The organism is Mycobacterium sp. 4858 (assembly GCF_900240975.1).
Lineage (GTDB): Bacteria > Actinomycetota > Actinomycetes > Mycobacteriales > Mycobacteriaceae > Mycobacterium.
The window spans coordinates 928,315-950,698 of record NZ_LT968776.1 but is presented as its reverse complement, the minus strand read 5'-3'; the positions used below and the strand labels follow the sequence as shown (position 1 = coordinate 950,698).

Annotated in this window: 19 protein-coding genes; 13 read left to right on the top strand and 6 right to left on the bottom strand. The window is 68.2% G+C overall.

From position 1 onward, the window contains the following. Nucleotides 1-9 precede the first annotated feature (9 nt). On the top strand, nucleotides 10-1,080 hold the full coding sequence (locus C1737_RS12935; protein WP_068098002.1) for a TrkA family potassium uptake protein: 1,071 nt from the start codon (nucleotides 10-12) through the stop codon (nucleotides 1,078-1,080). After that, nucleotides 1,080-2,012: an NAD(+) diphosphatase gene (nudC, locus tag C1737_RS12930; RefSeq protein ID WP_102418585.1), complete on the top strand. Its 933-nt coding sequence runs from the start codon at nucleotides 1,080-1,082 to the stop codon at nucleotides 2,010-2,012. The genes C1737_RS12935 and nudC overlap by 1 nt, the downstream gene beginning before the upstream one ends. A gap of 3 nt (nucleotides 2,013-2,015) precedes the next feature. Here the strand turns inward: nudC and C1737_RS12925 are convergent, their stop codons facing one another. Then, nucleotides 2,016-2,696, bottom strand: coding sequence for a sensor domain-containing protein (locus C1737_RS12925; RefSeq protein ID WP_102418584.1), 681 nt, complete (start codon nucleotides 2,694-2,696; stop codon nucleotides 2,016-2,018). Nucleotides 2,697-2,774: 78 nt separating this feature from the next. Continuing rightward, nucleotides 2,775-3,029: a mycoredoxin Mrx1 gene (gene mrx1 / locus C1737_RS12920; RefSeq protein ID WP_067923583.1), complete on the bottom strand. Its 255-nt coding sequence runs from the start codon at nucleotides 3,027-3,029 to the stop codon at nucleotides 2,775-2,777. Nucleotides 3,030-3,164: 135 nt separating this feature from the next. On the opposite strand from mrx1, the gene C1737_RS12915 reads away from it, so the two are divergent. The 3 genes from C1737_RS12915 to C1737_RS12910 all read left to right on the top strand — a co-directional run bounded on the left by C1737_RS12915 (nucleotide 3,165) and on the right by C1737_RS12910 (nucleotide 5,938). Beyond that, a complete protein-coding gene (locus C1737_RS12915; RefSeq protein ID WP_199182966.1) occupies nucleotides 3,165-5,276 on the top strand; it encodes an ATP-dependent DNA helicase UvrD2 in 2,112 nt (703 codons plus the stop codon). A gap of 98 nt (nucleotides 5,277-5,374) precedes the next feature. Further along, on the top strand, nucleotides 5,375-5,533 hold the full coding sequence (locus C1737_RS26860; RefSeq protein ID WP_199183016.1) for a hypothetical protein: 159 nt from the start codon (nucleotides 5,375-5,377) through the stop codon (nucleotides 5,531-5,533). 135 nt (nucleotides 5,534-5,668) lie between these two features. Next, nucleotides 5,669-5,938: a WhiB family transcriptional regulator gene (locus C1737_RS12910; RefSeq protein ID WP_067923580.1), complete on the top strand. Its 270-nt coding sequence runs from the start codon at nucleotides 5,669-5,671 to the stop codon at nucleotides 5,936-5,938. Here the strand turns inward: C1737_RS12910 and C1737_RS12905 are convergent. Then, nucleotides 5,935-7,278, bottom strand: coding sequence for an AarF/ABC1/UbiB kinase family protein (locus tag C1737_RS12905; RefSeq protein WP_067923577.1), 1,344 nt, complete (start codon nucleotides 7,276-7,278; stop codon nucleotides 5,935-5,937). The two genes, C1737_RS12910 and C1737_RS12905, sit on opposite strands and share 4 nt — an antisense overlap. Before the next feature lie 140 nt (nucleotides 7,279-7,418). On the opposite strand from C1737_RS12905, the gene C1737_RS26855 reads away from it, so the two are divergent. Then, the gene (locus C1737_RS26855; RefSeq protein ID WP_197516316.1) at nucleotides 7,419-7,592 is read left to right on the top strand and encodes a hypothetical protein; all 174 of its coding nucleotides are present in this window, start codon (nucleotides 7,419-7,421) and stop codon (nucleotides 7,590-7,592) included. 10 nt (nucleotides 7,593-7,602) lie between these two features. On the opposite strand, the gene C1737_RS12900 is transcribed toward C1737_RS26855, so the two are convergent. Together C1737_RS12900 and C1737_RS12895 are read right to left on the bottom strand one after the other, a co-directional pair. Continuing rightward, complete coding sequence (locus C1737_RS12900) at nucleotides 7,603-8,409, bottom strand: TOMM precursor leader peptide-binding protein (RefSeq protein WP_142393499.1); 807 nt, start codon at nucleotides 8,407-8,409, stop codon at nucleotides 7,603-7,605. A gap of 545 nt (nucleotides 8,410-8,954) precedes the next feature. After that, complete coding sequence (locus C1737_RS12895; protein ID WP_199182835.1) at nucleotides 8,955-10,316, bottom strand: zinc-dependent metalloprotease; 1,362 nt, start codon at nucleotides 10,314-10,316, stop codon at nucleotides 8,955-8,957. A 77-nt stretch (nucleotides 10,317-10,393) separates the two neighbouring features. Between C1737_RS12895 and C1737_RS12890 the strand changes: the two genes are divergently transcribed. The 4 genes from C1737_RS12890 to C1737_RS12870 all read left to right on the top strand — a co-directional run bounded on the left by C1737_RS12890 (nucleotide 10,394) and on the right by C1737_RS12870 (nucleotide 18,444). After that, nucleotides 10,394-11,416: a PDZ domain-containing protein gene (locus C1737_RS12890; RefSeq protein WP_102419927.1), complete on the top strand. Its 1,023-nt coding sequence runs from the start codon at nucleotides 10,394-10,396 to the stop codon at nucleotides 11,414-11,416. Between the two features lie 81 nt (nucleotides 11,417-11,497). Further along, the gene (locus C1737_RS12885; RefSeq protein ID WP_233214748.1) at nucleotides 11,498-15,328 is read left to right on the top strand and encodes a UPF0182 family protein; all 3,831 of its coding nucleotides are present in this window, start codon (nucleotides 11,498-11,500) and stop codon (nucleotides 15,326-15,328) included. A gap of 76 nt (nucleotides 15,329-15,404) precedes the next feature. Beyond that, nucleotides 15,405-17,102 (top strand): thiamine pyrophosphate-dependent enzyme, encoded by a 1,698-nt coding sequence (locus C1737_RS12875; protein ID WP_158243967.1) that lies wholly within the window; start codon nucleotides 15,405-15,407, stop codon nucleotides 17,100-17,102. A 94-nt stretch (nucleotides 17,103-17,196) separates the two neighbouring features. Continuing rightward, nucleotides 17,197-18,444 (top strand): FAD-dependent oxidoreductase, encoded by a 1,248-nt coding sequence (locus C1737_RS12870; RefSeq protein ID WP_233214832.1) that lies wholly within the window; start codon nucleotides 17,197-17,199, stop codon nucleotides 18,442-18,444. 163 nt (nucleotides 18,445-18,607) lie between these two features. On the opposite strand, the gene C1737_RS12865 is transcribed toward C1737_RS12870, so the two are convergent. Beyond that, entirely contained in the window at nucleotides 18,608-19,522 is a 915-nt protein-coding gene (locus C1737_RS12865) for a GlxA family transcriptional regulator (protein WP_233214831.1), read from the bottom strand. 230 nt (nucleotides 19,523-19,752) lie between these two features. Between C1737_RS12865 and C1737_RS12860 the strand changes: the two genes are divergently transcribed. From C1737_RS12860 to C1737_RS12850, 3 genes are all read left to right on the top strand, one after another. Beyond that, entirely contained in the window at nucleotides 19,753-20,403 is a 651-nt protein-coding gene (locus tag C1737_RS12860) for an HD domain-containing protein (protein WP_102419926.1), read from the top strand. A gap of 542 nt (nucleotides 20,404-20,945) precedes the next feature. Then, nucleotides 20,946-21,596 carry an HD domain-containing protein gene (locus C1737_RS12855; protein ID WP_068011544.1) on the top strand — a complete coding sequence of 217 codons (651 nt, stop codon included), beginning with the start codon at nucleotides 20,946-20,948 and terminating at the stop codon, nucleotides 21,594-21,596. Between the two features lie 17 nt (nucleotides 21,597-21,613). Then, entirely contained in the window at nucleotides 21,614-22,318 is a 705-nt protein-coding gene (locus tag C1737_RS12850; protein WP_102418578.1) for a nitroreductase family protein, read from the top strand. The last annotated feature ends 66 nt before the right edge of the window (nucleotides 22,319-22,384 follow it).

Sequence of the window (22,384 nt, the reverse complement as noted above, 5' to 3'; positions counted from 1 at the left end):
CGGACCGCCGTGCGCAACGGTAAGTCCCGGCAACTGAGCAGTCTGGAAGAGACGCTGTCCGCCCAGCGAGGCCATCAGTTGGTCGGCGTGGTGCGCATCCCCGAGGAGCACGCCAGCCCCATCCGCGTCATCACCCGCCGGGTGGCCATCGCCTTGGTGGTGTTGTTCGCCGCGGCCGTCATCGTCTACGCGGACCGCAACGGGTACCGCGATGTGCGGGGCCAGCCGCTGACATTCCTGGACTGCGTGTACTTCTCGGCGGTGTCGCTCTCGACGACCGGCTACGGCGACATCACCCCGTACACCGAAACCGCGCGCTTGGTGCACACCCTGATCTTCACGGCGCTGCGGATCGCCTTCCTGGCCGTGTTGGTCGGCACGACCTTGGAAGTGCTCTCCGAGCGGTCCCGGCAAGGGTGGAAGATTCAGCGTTGGAGGAGCAGAGTGCGCAACCACACGATCGTGATCGGCTACGGCACCAAGGGGAAGACGGCGGTCGCCGCCATCCTCGGTGACGAGGCCGCCCAGGGCGACGTCGTCGTCGTCGATACCGATCGGACCACCCTCGAGCACGCCGCCAGCGCCGGGCTGGTCACCGTGCACGGCGACGCCACCAAGGCCGACGTGCTGCGGCTGGCCGGCGCGCAACACGCGGCCTCGATCATCGTGGCCACCAGCCGCGACGACACCGCGGTGCTGGTGACGTTGACCGCGCGGGAGATCGCGCCCAACGCCAAGATCGTGGCGTCCATCCGGGAGGCCGAAAACCAGCACCTGCTACAGCAATCGGGCGCGGACTCGGTGGTGGTGTCCTCGGCGACCGCCGGGCGCCTCCTCGGCCTGGCCACGACCACGCCCAGCGTCGTGCAGATGATCGAGGACCTGCTGACCCCCGACGTCGGGCTGGCGATCGCCGAGCGGGAGGTGGAGCCGGCCGAGGTCGGCGGCTCCCCGCGGCATCTGCGCGACATCGTGCTCGGCGTGGTGCGCGACGGCCAGCTGCTGCGTATCGGGGCGCCCGAGGTGGACGCTGTGGAGGCCAACGACCGGCTGCTCTACATCCGGCAGGCCGGGCACTGATGGCGATCGCGGACTTTCAGCTGCACAACGTCCCGTTGCTGTCGCGTGTCGGTGCCGACCGCGCCGACCAACTGCGCACCGACGTCGAAGCGGCCGCCGCCGGGTGGGCCGACGCGGCGCTGCTGCGGGTGGATTCGCGCAGCCAGGTGCTGGTCGCCGACGGCCGAGTGGTGCTCGGCGCCGCGGCCCGGCTGGGCGACACGCCGCCACCGGATGCGGTGTTCCTGGGCCGCATCGACAACGACCGGCACGTGTGGGCCGTCCGCGGCGCGCTGGAGGCGCCCGAGGACCCGGACGTGCGCGCCGAGGTGGTGAACCTGCGCGGGCTCGGCTCCATCCTGGACGACACCAGCAGCCAGCTGGTGTCGTCGGCGCTCGCGCTGCTCAATTGGCATGACTCCGCCCGGTACAGCTCTGTGGACGGTTCACCGACCAGGCCGGCGCGGGCGGGCTGGGCGCGAGTCAACCCCGTCACCGGTCACGAGGAGTTCCCGCGCATCGACCCGGCGGTGATCTGCCTGGTCCACGACGGCGGTGACCGCGCGGTGCTGGCCCGCCAGGCGGTGTGGCCGGAGCGGATGTTCTCGCTGCTGGCCGGATTCGTCGAGGCCGGTGAATCGTTCGAGGTCTGCGTCGCGCGCGAGATCCGCGAGGAAATCGGCCTGTCCGTAAGCGACGTGCGTTACCTGGGCAGCCAGCCGTGGCCGTTCCCCCGCTCGCTGATGGTCGGCTTCCACGCCGTCGCGGACCCGGCGGAGGACTTCTCGTTCAACGACGGCGAGATCGCCGAGGCGGCCTGGTTCACCCGCGACGAGGTGCGCGCGGCGCTGGCGGCCGGCGACTGGTCCAGTTCGGCGGAGTCGAAATTGCTGCTGCCGGGGTCGATCTCGATCGCGCGGGTGATCATCGAGTCCTGGGCCGCGCTCGACTGACCCCTACTTGATGCGGTCGGTCACCGTCTGCAGGACCGTGTTGGCGACCTGCTCGGTGGGTTCGATGCCGAGCACGCCCACGGACACCAGCACCGAGGACTTCACCGCGTACAGGTGAATCCACCCGTCGGAGCCGAGCTTGAGCGTCTGCGTGTCCGGCTTGTTCAGGACGAAGTCGTAGCCGGTGTGATGCAGCGAAACGCACTGGTCCAGTGTCGCGTTCAGCTGGTTGAGCGCTCCGCGCGCGGCGGTCGCGTCGGGATAGACGGCGACGGTGTTGGTGATCTCGTTGATCGGGGCGATGCCGCCGGGCCTCAGGTCGTCGGTCGAGCCGCTGTAGCCCACCGAGCGGTATTCCTTCCAGCCCCCGGCGAACGTGAGGTCGGTGGATCCGACCGCGCGGCAGGGGCCGGGCGGGCTGCCGACGTTATCGCGCGGTGGTTCGTGCCGGTCGGCATACGAATACGGTTGCAGCCCTTCGAAATTGGCGATGCGACGCGCGTCGGCCAGGCTGATGACCAATGATTCGGCGTAGGCGTGTTCGGGAGCCGTCGCCGCGGTTTTGCTCGGCGGGTGCGAGCACGCCGACACGACCACCGCGGCGCCGCAGGCGATGACGGCCGAAGCCCTGCCCAGCACCGACAGGCGCCGGCGAAAACGGCTCGACCGCGAACTCGACGCCATGGTCACCTATGTTAGGGCCGCGCGGCGAGTCCGATGAGTACTTGGTCAACGCCGGCGGCGTGTCGACGCGCCGGGACCTCAGGCTCCGGTCTCGGCGAGTTTGGCCTTGACCTGGGCCGCACTCGGGTTGGTCAGCGTCGACCCGTCGGCGAACTTCACCGTCGGGACCGTCCTGTTGCCGCCGTTGACCGAACCGACGAACTCGGCCGCCGCGGGGTCCTGCTCGATGTCGACCGCCTGGTAAGGGATTCCGTTGGACTTCAGCACGGTCATCAGGCGGTGGCAGTAGCCACACCACGAGGTGGTGTAGACGGTGATCGGGGCAGAGGTCATAGCCCGTTAACGTAGCCGGGCGGCACCGTGTTCCGCGCCGGGGGCGTCGCGCGCGTGCCGGCGTGTCACGGCAACTCGCCGACGCGCACCGGGCGGCGCCCCGCTTTGTCGGCCTTCGCTGTCAAGATGGACGCCATGCCGACGGTCGCCGACGCCTTGACCGCCGGGCTGGACGACGAGCAGCGCGAGGCGGTGCTGGCTCCGCGCGGCCCGGTCTGTGTGCTCGCGGGCGCCGGGACCGGCAAGACCCGCACCATCACGCACCGCATCGCCCAGCTGGTGGCGAGCGGTCACGTGGCCGCCGGGCAGGTGCTGGCGGTCACCTTCACCCAGCGGGCCGCGGGGGAGATGCGTTCCCGGCTGCGCGCGCTGGACGCCGCCGCGGGCACGGACACCGGCGTCGGCGGGGTGCAGGCCCTGACATTTCACGCCGCCGCGCACCGGCAGCTGCGGTACTTCTGGCCCCGGGTGGTCGGCGACACCGGCTGGCAGCTGCTGGACACCAAGTTCGCGGTGGTGGCGCGGGCGGCCAGCCGCTCCCGGATCAACGCCAGCACCGAGGACGTCCGCGACTTGGCGGGCGAGATCGAGTGGGCCAAGGCGTCGCTGATCGGTCCCGAGGACTACCCGGCCGCCGTGGCGGCGGCCGGCCGGGACATCCCGTTGGACGCCGCCCGGGTCGCGACCGTGTACGCCGCTTACGAGGCGCTGAAGGTTCGCGACGAGTCCGTGACGCTGCTCGACTTCGACGACCTGCTGCTGCACACCGCCGCCGCGATCGAGAACGACGCCGCGGTGGCCGACGAGTTCCGGGGCCGCTACCGCTGCTTCGTCGTCGACGAATACCAGGACGTCACCCCCCTGCAGCAGCGGGTGCTCACGGCGTGGCTCGGCGACCGGGACGACCTGACCGTCGTCGGCGACGCCAACCAGACCATCTATTCGTTCACCGGGGCCTCACCGCGCTTCCTGCTCGACTTCTCGCGGCGCTATCCCGACGCCACTGTGGTCCGCCTGGAACGTGACTACCGCTCCACCCCCCAGGTGGTGTCGCTGGCCAACCAGGTGATCGCCGCGGCGCGCGGCCGGGTCGCCGGCAGCAAGCTGCACCTGGTGGGCCAGCGCCCGCCGGGGCCGGCGCCGTCGTTCCGCGAGCATCCCGACGAACCGGCCGAGGCCGCCGCGGTCGCGGCTTCGATAGCCCGGCTGATCGAATCGGGCACTCCGTCGTCGGAGATCGCCGTGCTGTACCGCGTCAATGCCCAGTCGGAGGCCTATGAGGAGGCGTTGACCGAGGCCGGCATCCCCTATCAGGTCCGGGGCGGCGAGGGGTTCTTCACCCGTCAAGAGATCAAGCAGGCGCTGGTGGCACTGCAGCGGGCGGCCGAGCGCGGTGCCGAAAACGGTTCGGCGGGGCCGCTGCCCGCGGTCGTGCGGGGGGTCCTGGAACCCCTCGGGCTGACGGCGGAGCCGCCGGTCGGCACCCGCGCCCGGGAGCGCTGGGAGGCGCTGACCGCGCTGGCCGAGTTGGTCGACGACGAGGTGGCTCAGCGGCCGCAGCTGGAGCTCACCGGCCTGCTCGCCGAACTCCGGTTGCGCGCGGACGCGCGGCACCCACCGGTGGTGCAGGGCGTCACGCTGGCCTCGCTGCACGCAGCCAAGGGTCTGGAGTGGGATGCGGTGTTCCTGGTCGGCCTGGCCGACGGCACCATGCCCATCTCGCACGCGCTGGCGCACGGCCCCGACAGCGAGGCCGTCGAAGAGGAGCGTCGGCTGCTCTACGTCGGAATCACCAGGGCGCGAACGCATCTGGCGCTCAGCTGGGCGCTGGCCCGCAGCCCCGGCGGGCGGCAGGGCCGCAAGCCGTCACGGTTCCTGAACGGCATCGCGCCGCAGGCGCGCGCCGACGCCACGCCGGCCAAGTCCCGTCGCAACAAGGGCACCGCGACGCGCTGCCGGATCTGCAACAAGGACCTGTCCACCGCGGCGGCGGTCATGCTGCGGCGCTGTGAGACGTGTGCGGCCGACGTCGACGAGGAGTTGCTACTGCGGCTCAAGGCGTGGCGGCTGGACATCGCCAAGGAGCAGAAGGTGCCCGCGTACGTCGTGTTCACCGACAACACGCTGATCGCGATCGCCGAGCTGCGGCCCGACGACGAGGACGCGCTGATCGCCATCCCCGGCATCGGCGCGCGCAAGCTGGAACAGTACGGGCCCGACGTCCTGGAGCTGGTACGCGCACGCTGACCGGTAAAGGCGCAGGTCAGAAAATCGGTTGTGGTGAACGGCGGCGACGATCTACCCTCGAAACCGCGTCCTGCGCTAATGGAAGGAGGGTGGCCGCGATGATCAACGACGTGTTCGGTGTGGGCGTGGCCGTCCTGGCGGCCGCGCTTAAGCATGCCGCCCACACCGCCGTGCCGGCGGCCGCGCTCAAGCATCGCGCCGCCGCCGCCGCGACGAACGCGTCCGTGCGACTCGGGGTCCACCGAATGGCTACGTAACTCCCCGGTTTTCACCGAATGGCCACGGACCCGAAGTCAAGGATCCGTGGCCACAGTCTTTTCGGGCGCAAGCCCGCTACCTGGTCCGGATCCGAACAAGAAGGAAGCCCCGACCAGGAAGCAGGTGAGCAGGACATGCCGGTACTGACCGTCCCCGGACAGCCGTCGGCGGTGTTGCCGTGTCACGCCGGCGACCCCGACCTCTGGTTCGCTGACGCCCCGGCCGACCTCGAGCGCGCCAAGGCCCTCTGCGGGGGCTGCCCGATCCGGCGGCAGTGCCTGGCGTCGGCGCTGGAGCGGGCCGAGCCGTGGGGGGTGTGGGGCGGCGAGATCCTCGACCGGGGCTCGATCCTGACCTTCAAACGACCGCGCGGGCGGCCCCGCAAAGACGAGGCCGCGGCCTAGACGATGGCGCTGTCGGGCTCGGCGAAGCCGGGGATCAGCTCCTCGGACAGCGCCTTGATCGGCACCCGGGCGTCCAGCTGGCACAGGATCGCGGCCACCGAGGCGATGACGCGCATCGGGATGGCCAGCTTGGGCGGCAGGTCCATCTGCCGGGCGGTCTTGATCTGCGACACCGACCGGTCGATCTGGCCCACGGTCATGCGCTGCAGCCACTTGCGCGTGTAGTGGAATTCGTCGACCTCGATGGGCTCGACGTACTGGCGCAGCATCTCGTCGATGTCGCGCACCGACACCTGCTGGCCTTTCTGGATGAACCCGACCTTCTCCATCGTCGGCAACAGCAGGTCGTAGTTCTTGTCGCGGGCCAGGCGGATCGTCATGCCCAGCTCGATCGGGTAGCCGCCCGGAAGGGGGGCGACGGCGCCGAAGTCGATGACGCCCATCCGGTCGTCGGGCAGCAGCATGAAGTTGCCCGGGTGGGCGTCGCCGTGCAGCATCCCCAGCCGTCGCGGCGCGTCGAAGGTGAGCTCGAGCAGCCGCGTGCCGATGAGGTCGCGCTGCTCGCGGGTGCCGGTGCGGATGATCTCGGCCAGCGGCAAGCCGTCGATCCACTCCTGGACCACGACCTTGGGTGCGCTGGCAACGACGTGGGGGATCGCGAAGTGCGGGTGTCCCTCGTAGGCCTTGGCGAACGCGCGCTGGTTGTCGGCCTCCAGCCGGTAGTCGAGTTCCATCTCGGTGCGTTCGACGAGTTCGTCGACGATGCCCTGGACGTCGGCGCCCGGGGCGAGCTGTTTGACCACGCCGACCATCCGCTGCATGGTCTTGAGGTCGGCGCGCAGCGCCTCGTCGGCGCCCGGGTACTGGATCTTGACGGCCACCGGGCGGCCGTCGGACCAGACCGCCTTGTGCACCTGGCCGATGCTGGCCGACGCGACGGGCTTGTCGTCGAACGAACTGAACCGTTCGCGCCACTTGGTGCCCAGCTGGCCGTCGAGCACCCGATGCACCTTGTTGGCCGGCAGCGGCGGGGCATCCTTCTGCAGCTTGGTCAACGCCTCGCGGTACGGCTCGCCGTACTCGTCCGGGATGGCGGCCTCCATGACCGACAGGGCCTGGCCCACCTTCATCGCCCCGCCTTTGAGCTCGCCCAAGACGGTGAACAGCTGGTTGGCGGCTTTCTCCATCAATTCGGCCTGGACTTCGTCCCTCGACTTGCCGGTCAGCCGTTTGCCGAAGCCGAGCGCCGCGCGGCCGGCGAAGCCGACCGGGATGCTGGCCAGCTTCGCGTTCCGCGCCGCACGGCCACGTTTGATGTCTGCCACGTATCCATCATCCATGACGGCCGGCTCGGCTCGCGCTTGATCTTCACAACATCTCCTAGCCGCGCGGCCGGCGGCCGGTGGCCCTAAGTTGTCCTTGCGGGTCGCACCAGCCGGCCCCGCGAAGGACGCTTCCGAAAGGCGGTATCGGCCAGGCTATGTCAGCAAAACAATCGCAGCACGACGCCGCGGACTCCCTGTTCAGGGCGATCATCGAAACGCTGGACAAACACCGCACCGACCGCACCCTGACCGCGGAGATCCTGCACCAGCTCGCGACGGCCTACGAATCGGTGTCGGCGAACGTTCCGGAGCAGGGGCGCCTGGGTTAGTTCCGCGCCGTCAGCACGCGCAGAGCGGATGCCGGGTCCATTCGCGCGCGACGATGACGCCCGCGTTGAGGTCGAATTCCAGTGTGGCGTTCAACGTCTGGGGCTCGGGTACGGCCTCTTGGTTGCGGACCGCCGCGATCACCCGGTTCACCTGGCTCAGCGCCAGCGCCGCGGTCGCCAGCAGCGTGGCCCGGTCGGCCACGCCGACGGTTTCCCGCAGCTGCGCCGAGATCGCCGGCCACGCCGCGTCGCGGTCGCGCCGATGCAGGTCGGCGCAGCCCAGGCAACTGGTGGTGCCGGGGATGACCAGCGGACCGACCAGCCCGACGCCGTCACGGACCCGTACCGGCAGGTGGGGGACGCGCTCGGCGTGCAACTCGCGGACCATGCGGGGATCGGCGACCAGGTAATCGGACAGCACCACCAGGTCGACGGCGCCGACCGACACGGCGGCGTGCGGTTGGCTGCTGTGGGCGATCCGTGCGCCCGAGCAGCGCAACGCCTCGACCAGCAGCTCCGAGAGCGGTCCGCGGCCGTGGATCCGGATGGACGGCGCCCGGCCGCGGGACGTCGCGCATTCGGTGGCGACGCCCGCACCGACCAGCCGGGCGACCAGGTCGCTCAGCCCCGCGGCGTCCTGCAGGCCGCGGTCGGCGGCCCGGCGGCGCAACTCCGAGAGCGGCATCGGTGATCGCATGGACCGCAGCAAGCCGGCCAGCTCCGCCGCGGTCAGGTCACCCGGGGGGCGCACCAGCACGGCCCGGCGGGGATCCCAGCCGACCTGCACCGCGCCGTCGGGGCGCAGCAGCACCGGCATGGCCGGGTCCAGCGCATAGGTGGGAACCGGTGACACGGGTGCACTGTGCCACGCCGGAGGCGATGGGCCCGGTCAGTTATCCACAGGACCAACGTGGGATCGCGTCGCCGTCAACCTTGGCCGTAAGCGTCAGGGTTGTCCGGCCGGTGCGGGCGGCGGCGGCGGCGGTGGTGGGCACGGCTTGCCGCCGCGTATGCCGATGACCGTTCCGTTCGTCGTGGTTACCGGTCCGACCGTCACGCCGCAGGGCCAGTTGGCTATGTTGCCGGGGTCATTCGGGTCCGGGGCAGGATCCGCTTGCGCGAGCCCTGCGCTGAAGGCCAGGGCGACTACCGCCAGCCCCGCAGCGAAGATTGGTTGTGTTCGCATTTCCCCACCTCAATCGATCCGTCCGTAGCCAGCATCGCGTTGCTAGCGTAGTGCACCGGGCCGACCCGATCGACCTTTGCCAAGCATCGCGCACGCTACCCGTAGACGTGGGGAACAGTGCGTGAACTATGCGCGAATTACCTTGTGAGGCAGGGTGTTTCGTGGTATGGCGCGAGTCAGTTTTGCACGGGACCGGGGCCCGGGTCCTCGGGGTTCTCCTCCAGCTTGGCGATCGCCTCGTCGATGCCGCTGGTGTCACCGCCGATGACCCGGTCGATGAAGCCGGCCGGGTCGTCGAGGTCCTCGGCGTCGGGCAACAGGTCGGGGTGTTGCCAGATGGCGTCGCGGGCGTCCACGCCGGCGGCCTCGGTGAGGCGCTCCCACAGGGCGGCGGCTTCGCGCATCTTGCGGGGCCGCAGCTCCAGGCCCACCAGGGTCGCGAACGTCTGCTCGGCCGGACCGCCGGTGGCGCGGCGGCGGCGCAGCGTCTCGCTGAGCGCGGCCGCCCCCGGGATGCGGTCGCCCAGGGCCGCGGTCACCACCACCTGCACCCAGCCCTCGATCAACGCCAGCAGCGTCTCGAGGCGTTCCAGCGCCTGCGTCTGCGCCGGGGTCGCCTTGGGCTCGAAAACGCCTTGTCCCAAGAGGTTTTCGATGGCAGCCGGATCGGACAACGTCGCCGGGTTGAAGTCGCGGGCCAGCTCCTCGATCCCGCTCATGTCGATCTGCATGCCGCGCGCGTAGGCCTCGACGGCGCCCAGCAGCTGGCTCGAGAGCCAGGGCACGTGGCTGAACAGCCGGTGGTGGGCGGCCTCCCGTGCGGCCAGGAACGTCAGGATCTCGCTGCGGGGCTGCTCGAGTCCGGCCGCGAACGACTCGACGGCGTCGGGAAGGATGGCGGCGACGCCCTTGGGCCCCAACGGAAGGCCGATGTCGGTCGACGTCAGCACCTCGCGCGACAGCCGGCCGAGCGCCTGCCCCAGCTGGGAGCCGAACGCCATGCCGCCCATCTGCGACATCACCGCCATCAGCGGGCCGGCCATGCTCTTGGCCTCCTCGGGCAGCGACGACGCCCAGACCGTCGAAATCTGCTGCGCCATCGGGTCGCACAACCGCTTCCACGTCTGGAGGCTGTTGTCGACCCAGTCGGCCGGAGTCCAGCCCACCGCCTTGCTCGTGCCCGCGGGCAGCGCGGTGGCGCCGTCCAGCCAGGTTTCGGCGAGGTGCACCGCGTCGGCGATCGCCGACTGCGTGGTGGCCGGGATCGGCGCCACGAACCCGATCGAGTTGGTCGCCACCCGGCGCGCCAACTCGTAGTTGACCGGTCCCGACGTCTCGCCGCCGGCCATCACGGTGCCGGCGCTGGAAAACATTTGACCGAGCTGGGTGAAGATCTGTCCCAGGTCGCCCATCCCGAACGCCCCGAACGGATCGGAGCCGCCGGACCCCGAGTGGGGGTCCTTCTTCCCGGGTTTGTCGGGGTCTTCTCCGGGGGAGAAGCCGAAAGGCAGGTCAGCCATACCGTCAACGGTACTCACCGCGGGAACCCGAGGGGCGGTCTCGGGTCAGCTTGTGGCTGAACCGGGCGCGTCGGGCGCCGTCTAGTGTGATCGGCGTGAACAGGCGGATTCTGACCTTGATGGTCGCGCTGGTGCCGATCCTGGTCTTCGGCGTGTTGCTCGCGGTGGTGACGGTGCCGTTCGTCTCGCTGGGCCCCGGCCCCACCTTCGACACGCTCGGCGAGGTCGACGGCAAGCAGGTGGTGGCGATCGAGGGCACCGCGACGCATCCGACCACCGGGCACCTGAACATGACCACGGTCTCTCAGCGCGACGAGCTGACCCTGGGGGAGGCGCTGACGCTGTGGCTCTCCGGCCAGGAGCAGCTGGTCCCGCGCGACCTGATCTACCCGCCGGGCAAGTCGCGGGACGAGGTCGACAAGGCCAACAACGCGGACTTCAAGGACTCCGAGGACAGTGCCGAGTACGCCGCCCTGGGCTACCTCAAGTACCCGGCCGCGGTCACCGTCGCGAAGGTCACCGATCCGGGCCCGTCGGCGGGCAAGCTGAAGGACGGCGACGCCATCGACGCCGTCAACGGCACCCCGGTGGCCGACGTCGAGCAGTTCACCGGGCTGCTCAAGGGCACCAAACCCGGTCAGACGGTGACGATCGATTACCGGCGCAAGAACGAACCGGCCGGCGTCACGCAAATTACGCTCGGCGCGAACAAGGACCGCGACTACGGCTTCCTCGGTGTGGCCGTCCTGACCGCGCCCTGGGCGCCTTTCGTGGTCAACTTCAACCTCGCCAACGTGGGCGGCCCGTCGGCCGGCTTGATGTTCAGCCTGGCGGTGGTCGACAAGCTGACCACCGGTGACCTGGCCGGGTCGAAGTTCATCGCGGGGACCGGCACCATCTCGGCCGACGGGAAGGTCGGCCAGATCGGCGGCATCACGCACAAGATGGTCGCGGCCCACGCGGCCGGTGCGACCGTGTTCCTGGTGCCGGCCAAGAACTGTTACGAGGCGAACTCGGACAACCCGTCCGGCCTGCGCCTGGTGAAGGTGGAGACCCTCGGCCAGGCGGTCGAGGCGCTGCACGCGGTCACGTCGGGGGGGCAGCCGCCGACCTGCTGAAAGCACGGCCGGGATCGCAGGTCGCCCGATGCGTAGAGTTGTCACCGTCGATCAATCGAGCAGGGAGCGTAGCCAGTGGGGATGCGGCCCACCGCACGGATGCCGAAGCTGACCCGGCGTAGCCGGATTCTGATCCTGATCGCACTCGGTGTGATCGCTTTGCTGCTCGCCGGTCCGCGGCTGATCGACGCGTATGTGGACTGGCTGTGGTTCGGCGAGCTGGGCTACCGCTCGGTGTTCACGACCGTGCTGGTCACCCGTTTCGTGGTCTTCCTGGTGGCCGGTCTGCTGGTGGGCGGGATCGTGTTCGCCGGTCTGGCGGTGGGCTACCGCACCCGCCCGGTGTTCGTGCCGAGCAACGACAACGACCCGGTGGCCCGCTACCGCGCCGTCGTCCTGTCGAGGTTGCGGCTGGTCGGCATCGGGGTGCCGATCGCGATCGGCCTGCTGGCCGGCATCGTCGCGCAAAGCTATTGGGTGCGAATCCAACTGTTCATGCACGGCGGGGACTTCGGCATCCGGGACCCACAGTTCGGCAAGGATCTCGGCTTCTACGCGTTCGACCTGCCGTTCTACCGGCTGCTGCTCAGCTACCTGTTCGTCGCCGTATTCCTGGCCTTCGTGGCCAACCTGTTGACGCACTACATCTTTGGCGGCATCCGGCTGTCGGGCCGCACCGGCGCGCTGAGCCGCTCGGCCCGCATCCAGCTGGTCACCCTGGTGGGGTTGTTGGTGGTGCTCAAGGCGGTCGCGTACTGGCTGGACCGCTACGAGCTGTTGTCCCACACCCGCGGCGGGAAGCCCTTCACCGGCGCCGGGTACACCGACATCAACGCGGTGCTGCCGGCGAAGCTGATCCTGATGGCGATCGCGTTGATCTGCGCGGGCGCGGTCTTCTCCGCGATCGTCCTGCGCGACTTGCGGATTCCCGCGATCGGCCTGGTGTTGTTGCTGCTGTCGTCGCTGATCGTTGGCGCCGGGTGGCCGCTGATCGTCGAGCAGATCAGCGTCAAACCCAATGCCGCGCAGAAGGAAAGCGAGTACATCGGCCGCAGCATCACCGCGACGCGGCAGGCGTATGGCTTGACCTCGGACGTGGTGACCTATCGCACCTACGCCGGCGACACCCAGGCCACTGCCCAGCAGGTGGCCGACGACCGGGCGACCACCTCCAACATCCGGCTGCTCGACCCGACGATCGTCAGCCCGGCGTTCACGCAGTTCCAGCAGGGCAAGAACTTCTACTATTTCCCCGACCAGCTGTCCATCGACCGGTACGTCGACCGCAACGGCTCGCTGCGCGACTACGTCGTCGCGGCCCGCGAACTCAACCCCGACCGGCTGATCGACAACCAGCGGGACTGGATCAACCGGCACACCGTATACACCCACGGCAACGGGTTCATCGCCTCGCCGGCCAACACGGTGCGCGGAATCGCCAACGACCCCAACCAGAACGGCGGCTATCCCGAATTCCTGGTCAACGTCGTGGGCGCCAACGGCAACGTGGTGTCCGACGGCCCGGCGCAGCTCGACCAGCCGCGCATCTACTACGGCCCGGTCATCTCCAACACGTCGGCCGACTACGCGATCGTCGGACGCAACGGTGCCGACCGCGAGTACGACTACGAGACCAGCGCCGACACCAAGAACTACACCTACACCGGGCTCGGGGGAGTGCCCGTCGGCGACTGGCTGTCGCGCAGCGTGTTCGCCGCCAAGTTCGCAGAGCGAAACTTCCTGTTCTCCAACGTGATCGGCTCCAACAGCCGGATCCTGTTCAACCGCGACCCGGCCCGCCGGGTGGAGGCGGTGGCGCCCTGGCTGACCACCGACAGCTCGGTGTACCCGGCGATCGTCAACAAGCGACTGGTGTGGATCATCGACGGCTACACGACCCTGGACAACTACCCGTATTCCGAACTGACCTCGTTGGAATCGGCCACCGCCGACTCCAACGAGGTGGCCTTCAACAAGCTGGCCCCCAATAAGGACGTCTCCTACATCCGCAACTCGGTGAAGGCCACGGTGGACGCCTATGACGGCACCGTCACGCTGTATCAGCAGGACGAGCAGGATCCGGTGCTCAAGGCGTGGATGCAGGTCTTCCCCGGCACGGTCAAGCCCAAGAGCGACATCACCCCCGAGCTGGCCGAGCACCTGCGCTATCCCGAGGACCTGTTCAAGGTGCAGCGGATGCTGCTGGCCAAATACCACGTCAACGATCCGGTGACGTTCTTCTCCACCTCGGACTTCTGGGATGTGCCGCTGGACCCGAACCCGACCGCCAGCAGCTATCAGCCGCCGTATTACATCGTGGCGAAAAACATTGCCAAGAACGACAATTCGTCTTCGTATCAGCTGACCAGCGCGATGAACAGGTTCAAGCGTGACTATCTGGCGGCCTACATCAGCGCCAGCTCCGACCCGGCGACCTACGGCAGGATCACCGTGCTGACCATCCCGGGCCAGGTCAACGGGCCCAAGCTGGCCAACAACGCGATCACCACCGATCCGGCGGTGTCCCAGGACCTCGGCGTGATCGGGCGCGACAACCAGAACCGGATCCGCTGGGGCAACCTGCTCACCCTGCCGGTGGGGCAGGGTGGCCTGCTGTACGTCGAGCCGGTGTACGCCTCCCCGGGGGCCAGCGACGCCGCGTCGTCGTATCCGCGGCTGATCCGGGTGGCGATGATGTACAACGACAAGATCGGCTACGGCCCGACCGTGCGCGACGCGCTGACCGGATTGTTCGGTCCCGGCGCGGGCGCGGCCGCCACGAACATTCAGGTCACCGACCCGTCCGGCACCGGCGGAACAGCCGCCCCCGCCGGCCGCAGCACCGGGTGCGCCGCCGCCGGTGGCGGCTGTTCCGCCGGTGCCGGACGGGTCGGTGACCCTGTCGCCGGCCAAAGCCGCCGCGCTGCAAGAGATTCAGGCGGCGCTGGGCGCGGCCAAGGACGCGCAGAAGAAGGGCGACTTCGCCGGCTACGGGGCCGCGCTGCAGCGGTTGGACGACGCGATCACCAAGTACAACAACACCAAATAGCTTGCCTTCGTGGTCTGCTGAGCCGCCCTGCGTTAACTGACTACCTGGCCAGACAAACAGATATTGGTTTCTCGGCACTCGGCATAGATCGGACGTGTTCGTGCGTTGCTATTGCGGGGCGTGATCTCGTTGCCGGCAACGGCAGGCTAAAGGAGTCGATGGTGGGCCAGTCCGAAACGGATCGGATGACCGAGTCTATGGCCGGGGGTAGGCATGCGGGCGCGACGGGCGGCTCGTTTCGCCACGACGGTCGCGGCGTCATCGAGAGCGCATTTGAACTGCTGGAACACGTGGGTGCGTTGGAACCGGTGCGGCTGCTTGAGTTGGCGAATGCGAGCGGGATCCCGCGGGAGACGGTCCGTCGACTGCTGCAGCAGTTGATCGCCGTCGGGGCGGTCAGGCGTGACGGTACCCGCTACCGACTCGGCGCGAGCTTGTTGGGGTTGGGTTCGCGGGTGAGCCCGGAGCGGCAATTGCGCGTGGTCGCCCGGCGACCGATCGCCGAACTCGCGACCGCCACGGGGGCTGCGGTTCAGTTGTCTGCGGTGATCGGCGGGGAACCGGTGTTCCTGGACGCGGTGGACGCCCGCGTACCGGTGGGATTCACAGCCGAACCCGGAGCCAAGGTACCGTCGGGCACCGCGGCGGCGCGCGCCTATGCCGAATTAGGCCGTGCCGCACCAATAGTGGATGCCGGCGGCGTACACGCGAATCTCAGCTGTGTTGCCGTAGCGATTCCTCTCGGCGGCAATGCGGCGGCAGCCGTGTCGACTGTCATCGCCCAACGGCGCCCTCCGCTCGGACTGCTGGCTGCCACCAGGGCGACCGGGACCCGCATCGTCAGCCTCCTTCGCACGCCGTGAAAGGGTGACCGGCGGGAAAACCCACTGAGTGGGCACGGGCTGGCCGTGGCCCCCGTCGCTTCTTAACGTCACAAGTGTGACGGGAGATGCGGCCAAGAACGGCGCGGAAGTATTACTGGCGCAGCTGCAATCTCAGGGCGTGGACTGCATTTTCGCCTCTCCCATCGCCGTGATGGCGCCGGTGTGGGAAGCGCTTGCCCGGCGGGCCGATGACATGACGCTGCGCTACTTCCGATGTCGTCATGAGTTGCTTGCGGTAAGCCTGGCATCGGGCTACTACAAGGCCACCGGCCGAAGCCAGATCGTCTTCTTGCCGACATCACTGGGAGTTCAAAACGCGTCGATGGCGCTGAGCACCGCGCTGCAGGAGCGCACACCGATGACGGTGCTGTCGCCCGACACGCTGAGCTATGGCGATGACCCCGACGGGGATCCTGGTGCCGAATGGCCCTCACTGCTCACTGACCATGCTGGCCCGGCCCGCCATGGCGAAGTCGTCGTCAAGTGGGCGAAGCGCGCACGCACGCCTTCGGATCTGGTTCATGAACTCCGGCGCGCCTGCTTCATCGCCGAGTCCGTCCCAACGGGACCAACGTTGCTCGAGGTTCCATTTCAGTTGTTGATGGCCGACGGTCACCCTGAAGTCCCCGCCTGGGTTTCCCCGGCGCCGATTGTCGCGACACCAGAACATATCGACCGAGTGGCCGAAATTCTCGTGGGCGCCACCAATCCCGTCATCATCACCGAACACGGCGGGCGCACCGACGCTGACCGCAACGCCCTAAAAGAAATTGCCGAGGCACTGTCGGCGCCCGTATTCGAATTCTGGAATCCCGCCTATCACAACTTCCCGCGGTCGCATCCGCTGTACGGGGCGGGGCCGGTGGAAGCGGTGTTGGGCGAAGCCGACGCCGTACTCCTGGCCGGCTGCAACGGACTATGGCACCCGCCAAATGCGGTGTTACGCCCAGGATGCGCCGTCATCCACCTCGAGCAAGACCCGCTGCGCCCGCGAGCCGCCTACTGGGGATACCCCACCACCGAGGCGGTCGCGGGCGACCTCTCGCTCAACCTGGCTGGCCTCGCGTCCAATCTGCGAACGCGGTCGGCTGCACGGGTCGAGGCCGGCGAGCGGTGGGCCGGCTTTACGCAGAGCATCCGCGCCCACGGCATCGAAGAGGCCCGCCAATTGGCCTCGCAGGCAACCGATTTCGTGCCAGCAGCCAGCTTGTTCGGCGCGTTGCACGATGCGCTGCCCGAGGACGCGATATGTGTCGATGAGATCACGTCTCAAGTGCCGCAGATGATTCAGTTCCTATACGCCCGCAAGCCTTTCCAGCAGTATCGCGGATGGGCCGGGGCGCTGGGCACCGGGCTGGGCACCGCGCTCGGCGTCAAACTGGCGCGCCCCGGTCAGCCGGTCGTCTGCATCGTCGGCGACGGGGCGTGGCACTACAATCCCGTTCCGGCTGCCCTCGGATTCGCAGAGGAACACGGCGCCCCGCTGTTCATCGTGCTGTGCAACAACCGGCAGTACGCATCCCAGACCCGGAATCTCCTCAAGTACTACCCCGATAGCGCCGCGGTCCGCGAAGCGAACTTCGTCGGCAACGTCATTGAGCCAATGCCCGACTACGTGAAGCAGGCCGAAGCCTACGGCGGCACGGGTGAACGCGTGCAGAAACCCGACGAGCTGGCCGGGGCGGTGAAGCGCGCCCTCGAAGCCGTCGCGTCCGGACAGACGTTCTTGCTCGACGTCATCGTCCAACCGTAGGAGCCAAATGAGTACGACCGATGCAATAGGCGCGGCCGCCGACGGTGTGCCGTTGATCTGGAACGGGGCGGTGCAACATCGTCCGGCTTTGATCGTGCGGGCCGAGTCACCGGGCGACGTACAGCAAACCATCCGTGTGGCGCGTGACCGAGGGATGCGGCTGTCGGTGCTCGGCGGCGGCCACGACTGGGCGGGTCGCGCTGTATGCGACGGCGGTCTGGTGATCGACATGTCCGGGATGCGAAGTGTCACCGTCGATAGCGGGGCCCGGGTCGCAACAGTGGGTGGGGGTGTCATCGCCGCCGACCTGATCGACGCGGTCGCGCCGTACGGGCTGGTCGCCGCTACCGGCAACTGCGGCGGCGTTGGCATCACCGGCCTGACACTCGGCGGGGGCTACGGGCCGCTCAACGGGCGGTTCGGCCTTGCATCAGACAACCTGCTCGGCGCCGAGGTTGTGCTGGCGGATGGTCGGATCGTGAAGGCCGACGCGACTCATGAGCCGGAGCTTTTCTGGGCGCTGCGCGGTGGTGGCGGCAACTTCGGCGTGGTCACTTCCATGCGGGTGCAATTGCATCCGCTCGACCGGTTGATCGGCGGAATGATCCTGTTTCCGTGGTCGCAGGGCGCGACGGTGTGGCGTGGGCTGGATGAGGTGTTGTCGACGGCACCGGATGAGTGGACCGTGCTGAGTGGACTGATGTCGGGCCCGGACGGAAATCCGGCCGTTTTTCTAGCCCCGGCCTGGAGCGGCGATCTTCTTTCAGGCCAAGCCGCCGTCGACGTGCTCACTAAACTCGGAACGCCGCTGAGCGGTCAGGTCGCGCCCATGACGTACCGCGAATGGCTGAGCCTATTCGACGCATGGGATGTCCGTGGACAGTGCTGGGCGATCAACACTCGCACGATCGCGGGCTACACACCGGAGGTCATCGACGCGCTCCTCGAGATCGGCCGGACACTGACCCCGCCGCGCAGCGGCATCTCCATCCATCACTGTCATGGCGCGTCGACCCTCGTCGCCCCGGACCAGACCGCGTTCGCGAACCGCCGCCCACATTTCGTCGTCGAGATCATCGCCGGCTGGGAGGGCGGGGACAGCGTCCGTCATCGCGCCTGGGCCGACGCGGCCTCGGCCGCACTTGCCCCACACGCGCTTCCCGGCGGCTACGCCAACCTGCTCGTGCCCGGCGACCATGAGCAGATCGCAAATGCTTACGGCGAGAACGCCATTCGACTCGTCGCCGCCAAGAAACACTACGACCCCGATGGCGTTTTCACCGCCATTCCACTTCCCGGCGTAAGCGAGGGCAAGAGATCAAATGCCATACATCGCCGATAGTCCGCCGAGATCGAGCCGGAAGTTCCCGCCGGTCGCTTCTTGAAGCTCCCATGCGGTGGCCGCCGCGATGGAGGTGCTGCGCGGGCCAAGTCACCGCCCTGTCCAGCGGCTGCGGGACCGCCATCACATCAATGTGCATGACGGATCAGTATTTCCCCGTCATTCAGCAGCGGGACGCGGTCCGGAATCTGTCCCGGTACGCCTTCGGCGAGACGCCGAGCTGGTCGACGAATACCCGGCGGAGGCTTTCGGTGCTACCGAACCCGGCAAGGCGCGCCGTGTCGGCGACGCTGCGCCCGGCGTCGAGCGCGGCACGCGCGGCGTCGATGCGCACCATCTCGACGTAGCGGGCCGGCGTGGTGCCGAATCCGGACTGGAACAGCCGGGTCAGTTGCCGCGTACTCAGCGAGGCCTGCGCCGCAAGCGTTTTCACGCTGTGATTGGCCGCCGGGTCGGCCGAGATCGCTTCGGTGACCTTGCGCAGCGGGGACTGGGGCGGGGGTTCGGCCTCGACCAGCACCGAGAATTGCGACTGGCCGCCCGCCCGCTTGAGATAGACAACCAACCATCGGGCCACTTCGCGGACCAGCTCGGTGCCGTGATCCATCTCGACGAGCGCCAGCGCCAGGTCGATGCCCGACGACACCCCGGCCGAGGTGAACACGTCGCCGTCGCGGACGAAAAGCGCGTCCGGCTCGACGGCGACGTCGGGAAAAGCGCGGGCGAACAACCGGGCTTCGTGCCAATGCGTGGTGGCGCGCCGGCCGTTGAGCAGGCCGGCCTGCGCCAGGATGAACGAGCCCGTGCAAATCGAGGCCAGTCGTCGGGTCCGCTCCGCGGCCGACTTGACCGCGTCGACAAGCGCGGGATCGATCGCCCGCCGCGGCAGGTTGTCGCTGCCGGCGACCATGATGATGTCGGCCGAATCGATCGACGAAAGCGCGTCCGTGACGCCCAACCGGGCGCCGATCGAGGTCGTGACGTCGCGACCGTCCACCGATGCGATCTTTATGTGATAGTCGGCACCGAATCGGTTGGCTTCGGCGAATACCTCCCCCGCTCCCGCGACGTCCAGCATCGTTACGTCGTCGAAGACGACGATGACCACAACCCGCGACCGCACACCGGCTTCAGCCACGGTCCCATTGTCGCAATCTGTGGGAAAGATGTCGCACCGGCCCGCGGTGACCGGCTAGCGATTGACGATCGCGTCGCGTTCTGTGGTGAAGACGGCTCAAAAGCCCCAGGTGCTCACAGCCGGACGCCCGGAGACTAACAGCCAGTATCGCCCAACTCAGGAGGTTGATCGTGGTCACCCAGCCGATCGAAGCCATCGCCGACATCGTCGTCCCGGACACCAAGCTGGTGCGCGAGGTCACCGACTACATACGCGACGCCGAAGACGATCTGCTCTTCGACCATTCCCGCCGGGTATTCCTGTTCGGTGTGCTGCAGGGCCGGCGCCGGGGACTGCAGCCGGACCTCGAATTGCTATACGCCGGGGCGATGTTTCACGATTTGGGACTCACCGATCGCTACCGCACCTCCACTCTGCGCTTCGAGGTGGACAGCGCCAACGCGGCGCGTGATTTCCTGTTGGAACGCGGGGTCGACCAGGCCGACGCCGCCAAGGTGTGGCTGGGCATCGCGCTGCACACCACGCCCGGCATCCCCGAATTCCTCGAACCCGAAATCGCCTTGGTCACAGCGGGTGTCGAAACCGACGTGCTGGGCATCGGCCGCGAGGACCTGTCTCCCGATGCAATCGCCGCCGTGACGGCCGCCCATCGGCGGCCGGACTTCAAGCGGCGCATCCTGGCCGCCTTCAACGACGGCATGAAGCACCGCCCGCACACCACGTTCGGCACGGTGAATGCGGATGTGCTGCAACACTTCGACCCGGCGTTCCGGCGTGACAACTTCGTGGAGATCATCCTCGACAACTCATGGCCCGAATAGGCGCCGCCCGGCTCGGTGGGTGATGTCGCGAACTGTTCCGCCCGTCGACGATGCTGCGGATCCGCGAAAGCGGTTGTAATCAACGAGATAAGGACACCATGCAACGAAGCGAGAACGACGCCTGCGATCTGGCCACGAGCGTGAGCGCCACCCGACACGATCACGGCGCCTAAGGACGCGTTGAGAACACATGTCGACTTACGTGCTGATTCCCGGTGCCTGGCACGGAGCCTGGTCGTGGCGGCCGGTCGTCGAGCGGCTTCGCGCGGCGGTCACCGGGTGATCACGTTGATGCTGCCCGGAATGACTGACGGTGATAACCCCTGGGGTTATCAGGCGGGGTCCGGCCCATCGTGGTTGCCGGGACGCACAACGGATTGCTCACCCGCCCCGACGAGGTGGCTAAGGCAATCCTCGCCGCTTGACCGGCCGCCTGAATACGCCGCCGATGTCAGATTCTGTGGGAAAGACGGCCGGAACGGCACCGGTGAATGTTTGTGCCGCGTCGCAAGATGGAGGCAGCCAGCGAAGGAGGAGCGATCATGGCAATCCAGTCCATCGAAACCATTGCCGGCATCGTCATCCCCGACACGGCAGTCGTCCGGGACGCAACCGACTTCATTCGCGGCGCCGAAGACGACGTGCTCTTCCACCATTCCCGGCGCGTGTTCCTGTTCGGCGCGCTGCATGGGCGCCGCCTCGGCCTGGTTCCGGACCCGGAACTGCTGTACGTGGGTGCGATGTTCCACGACCTCGGCCTCACGGCGCGCTACGGCTCCTCGAGCCAGCGCTTCGAGATGGACGGCGCCGACGCTGCGCGCGATTTCCTGCTCGAGCGCGGCGTGGAAAAGTCCGACGCCGACAAGGTGTGGCTCGGCATCGCCCTGCACTCGACGCCCGAAGTTCCCGCACGTCTTTGCCCCGAAACCGCCTTGCTTGCAGCCGGTGTCAAGACCGACGTGGTCGGCGTGGGCCGCGACGACCTGGCCCCGGACGCCGTCGACGCGGTGATCGCCGCCCACCCACGTCCCGACTTCAAGAACCGCATCCTTGCGGCTTTCAACGACGGGATGAAGCATCGTCCGGACACCACCTTCGGCACGATGAACGACGACGTGCTGGCGCACTTCGATCCCACGTTCAAGCGGGGGAACATGGTCGACTTCATTCTCGGCAGCAGCTGGCCCGAATAGCCGAAAGGAGCAGACAAATGGAGATCCACGAGGCGCTGTACACCACCAGGATGATGCGGCGGTTGCGGCCGGACCCGGTTCCGCTGGACGTGCAGGCGCGCATCCTCGACGCGGCCGTTCGCGCGCCCAACGGCGGCAACACGCAACGCTGGCACTTTGTGGCCGTTGACGATCCGGACCTGATTCGCGAGTTCGCCCAGCTGTTCCGCCAGGCCCGCGCCCTCGAATACGAGAACTTCCGCACGGGGCAGGGACCGATGGTAGTGCCGGGGCCCGGCGCTGACCCGGCCGCGCACGCCGAGACGATGCGCCGAATCAAGGGCTCGGGGGATTACCTGGCCGACCATTTCGAAGAGGTTCCCCTGTTGCTTTTCGTCTTCGCCATCGACGACCTGGGCGGCGCCAACATCTACCCGGCGATCTGGAGTGTGTTGCTGGCCGCCCGTGCCGAGGGCGTCGGCGGCGTCATGACGATGGTGCTCAACAACTTCCGGGACAAGGTCAACGAGTTGCTGGGCGTGCCCGTCGAGGAAGGCTGGAAGATGTCGGCCATGCTGACGCTCGGCTACCCGCGGGGAAAGTGGGGTGTGGCAGCCAATCGCCGCCCCGTGCACGAGGTTTCGTCCCGGAACCGATGGGACGCGCCATTCGGTGTCGAGGTGCCGCAACCGCTGTGGTCGCCTCAAGAGGTCCCGCGGACCGGATTGGCCGCGGTCGGATAGTGGTGCGGCGGAACCATTCCGCCGCCGGGAGCGAGAGGACAGCTTGACATCAGCTAACAGTCCGGA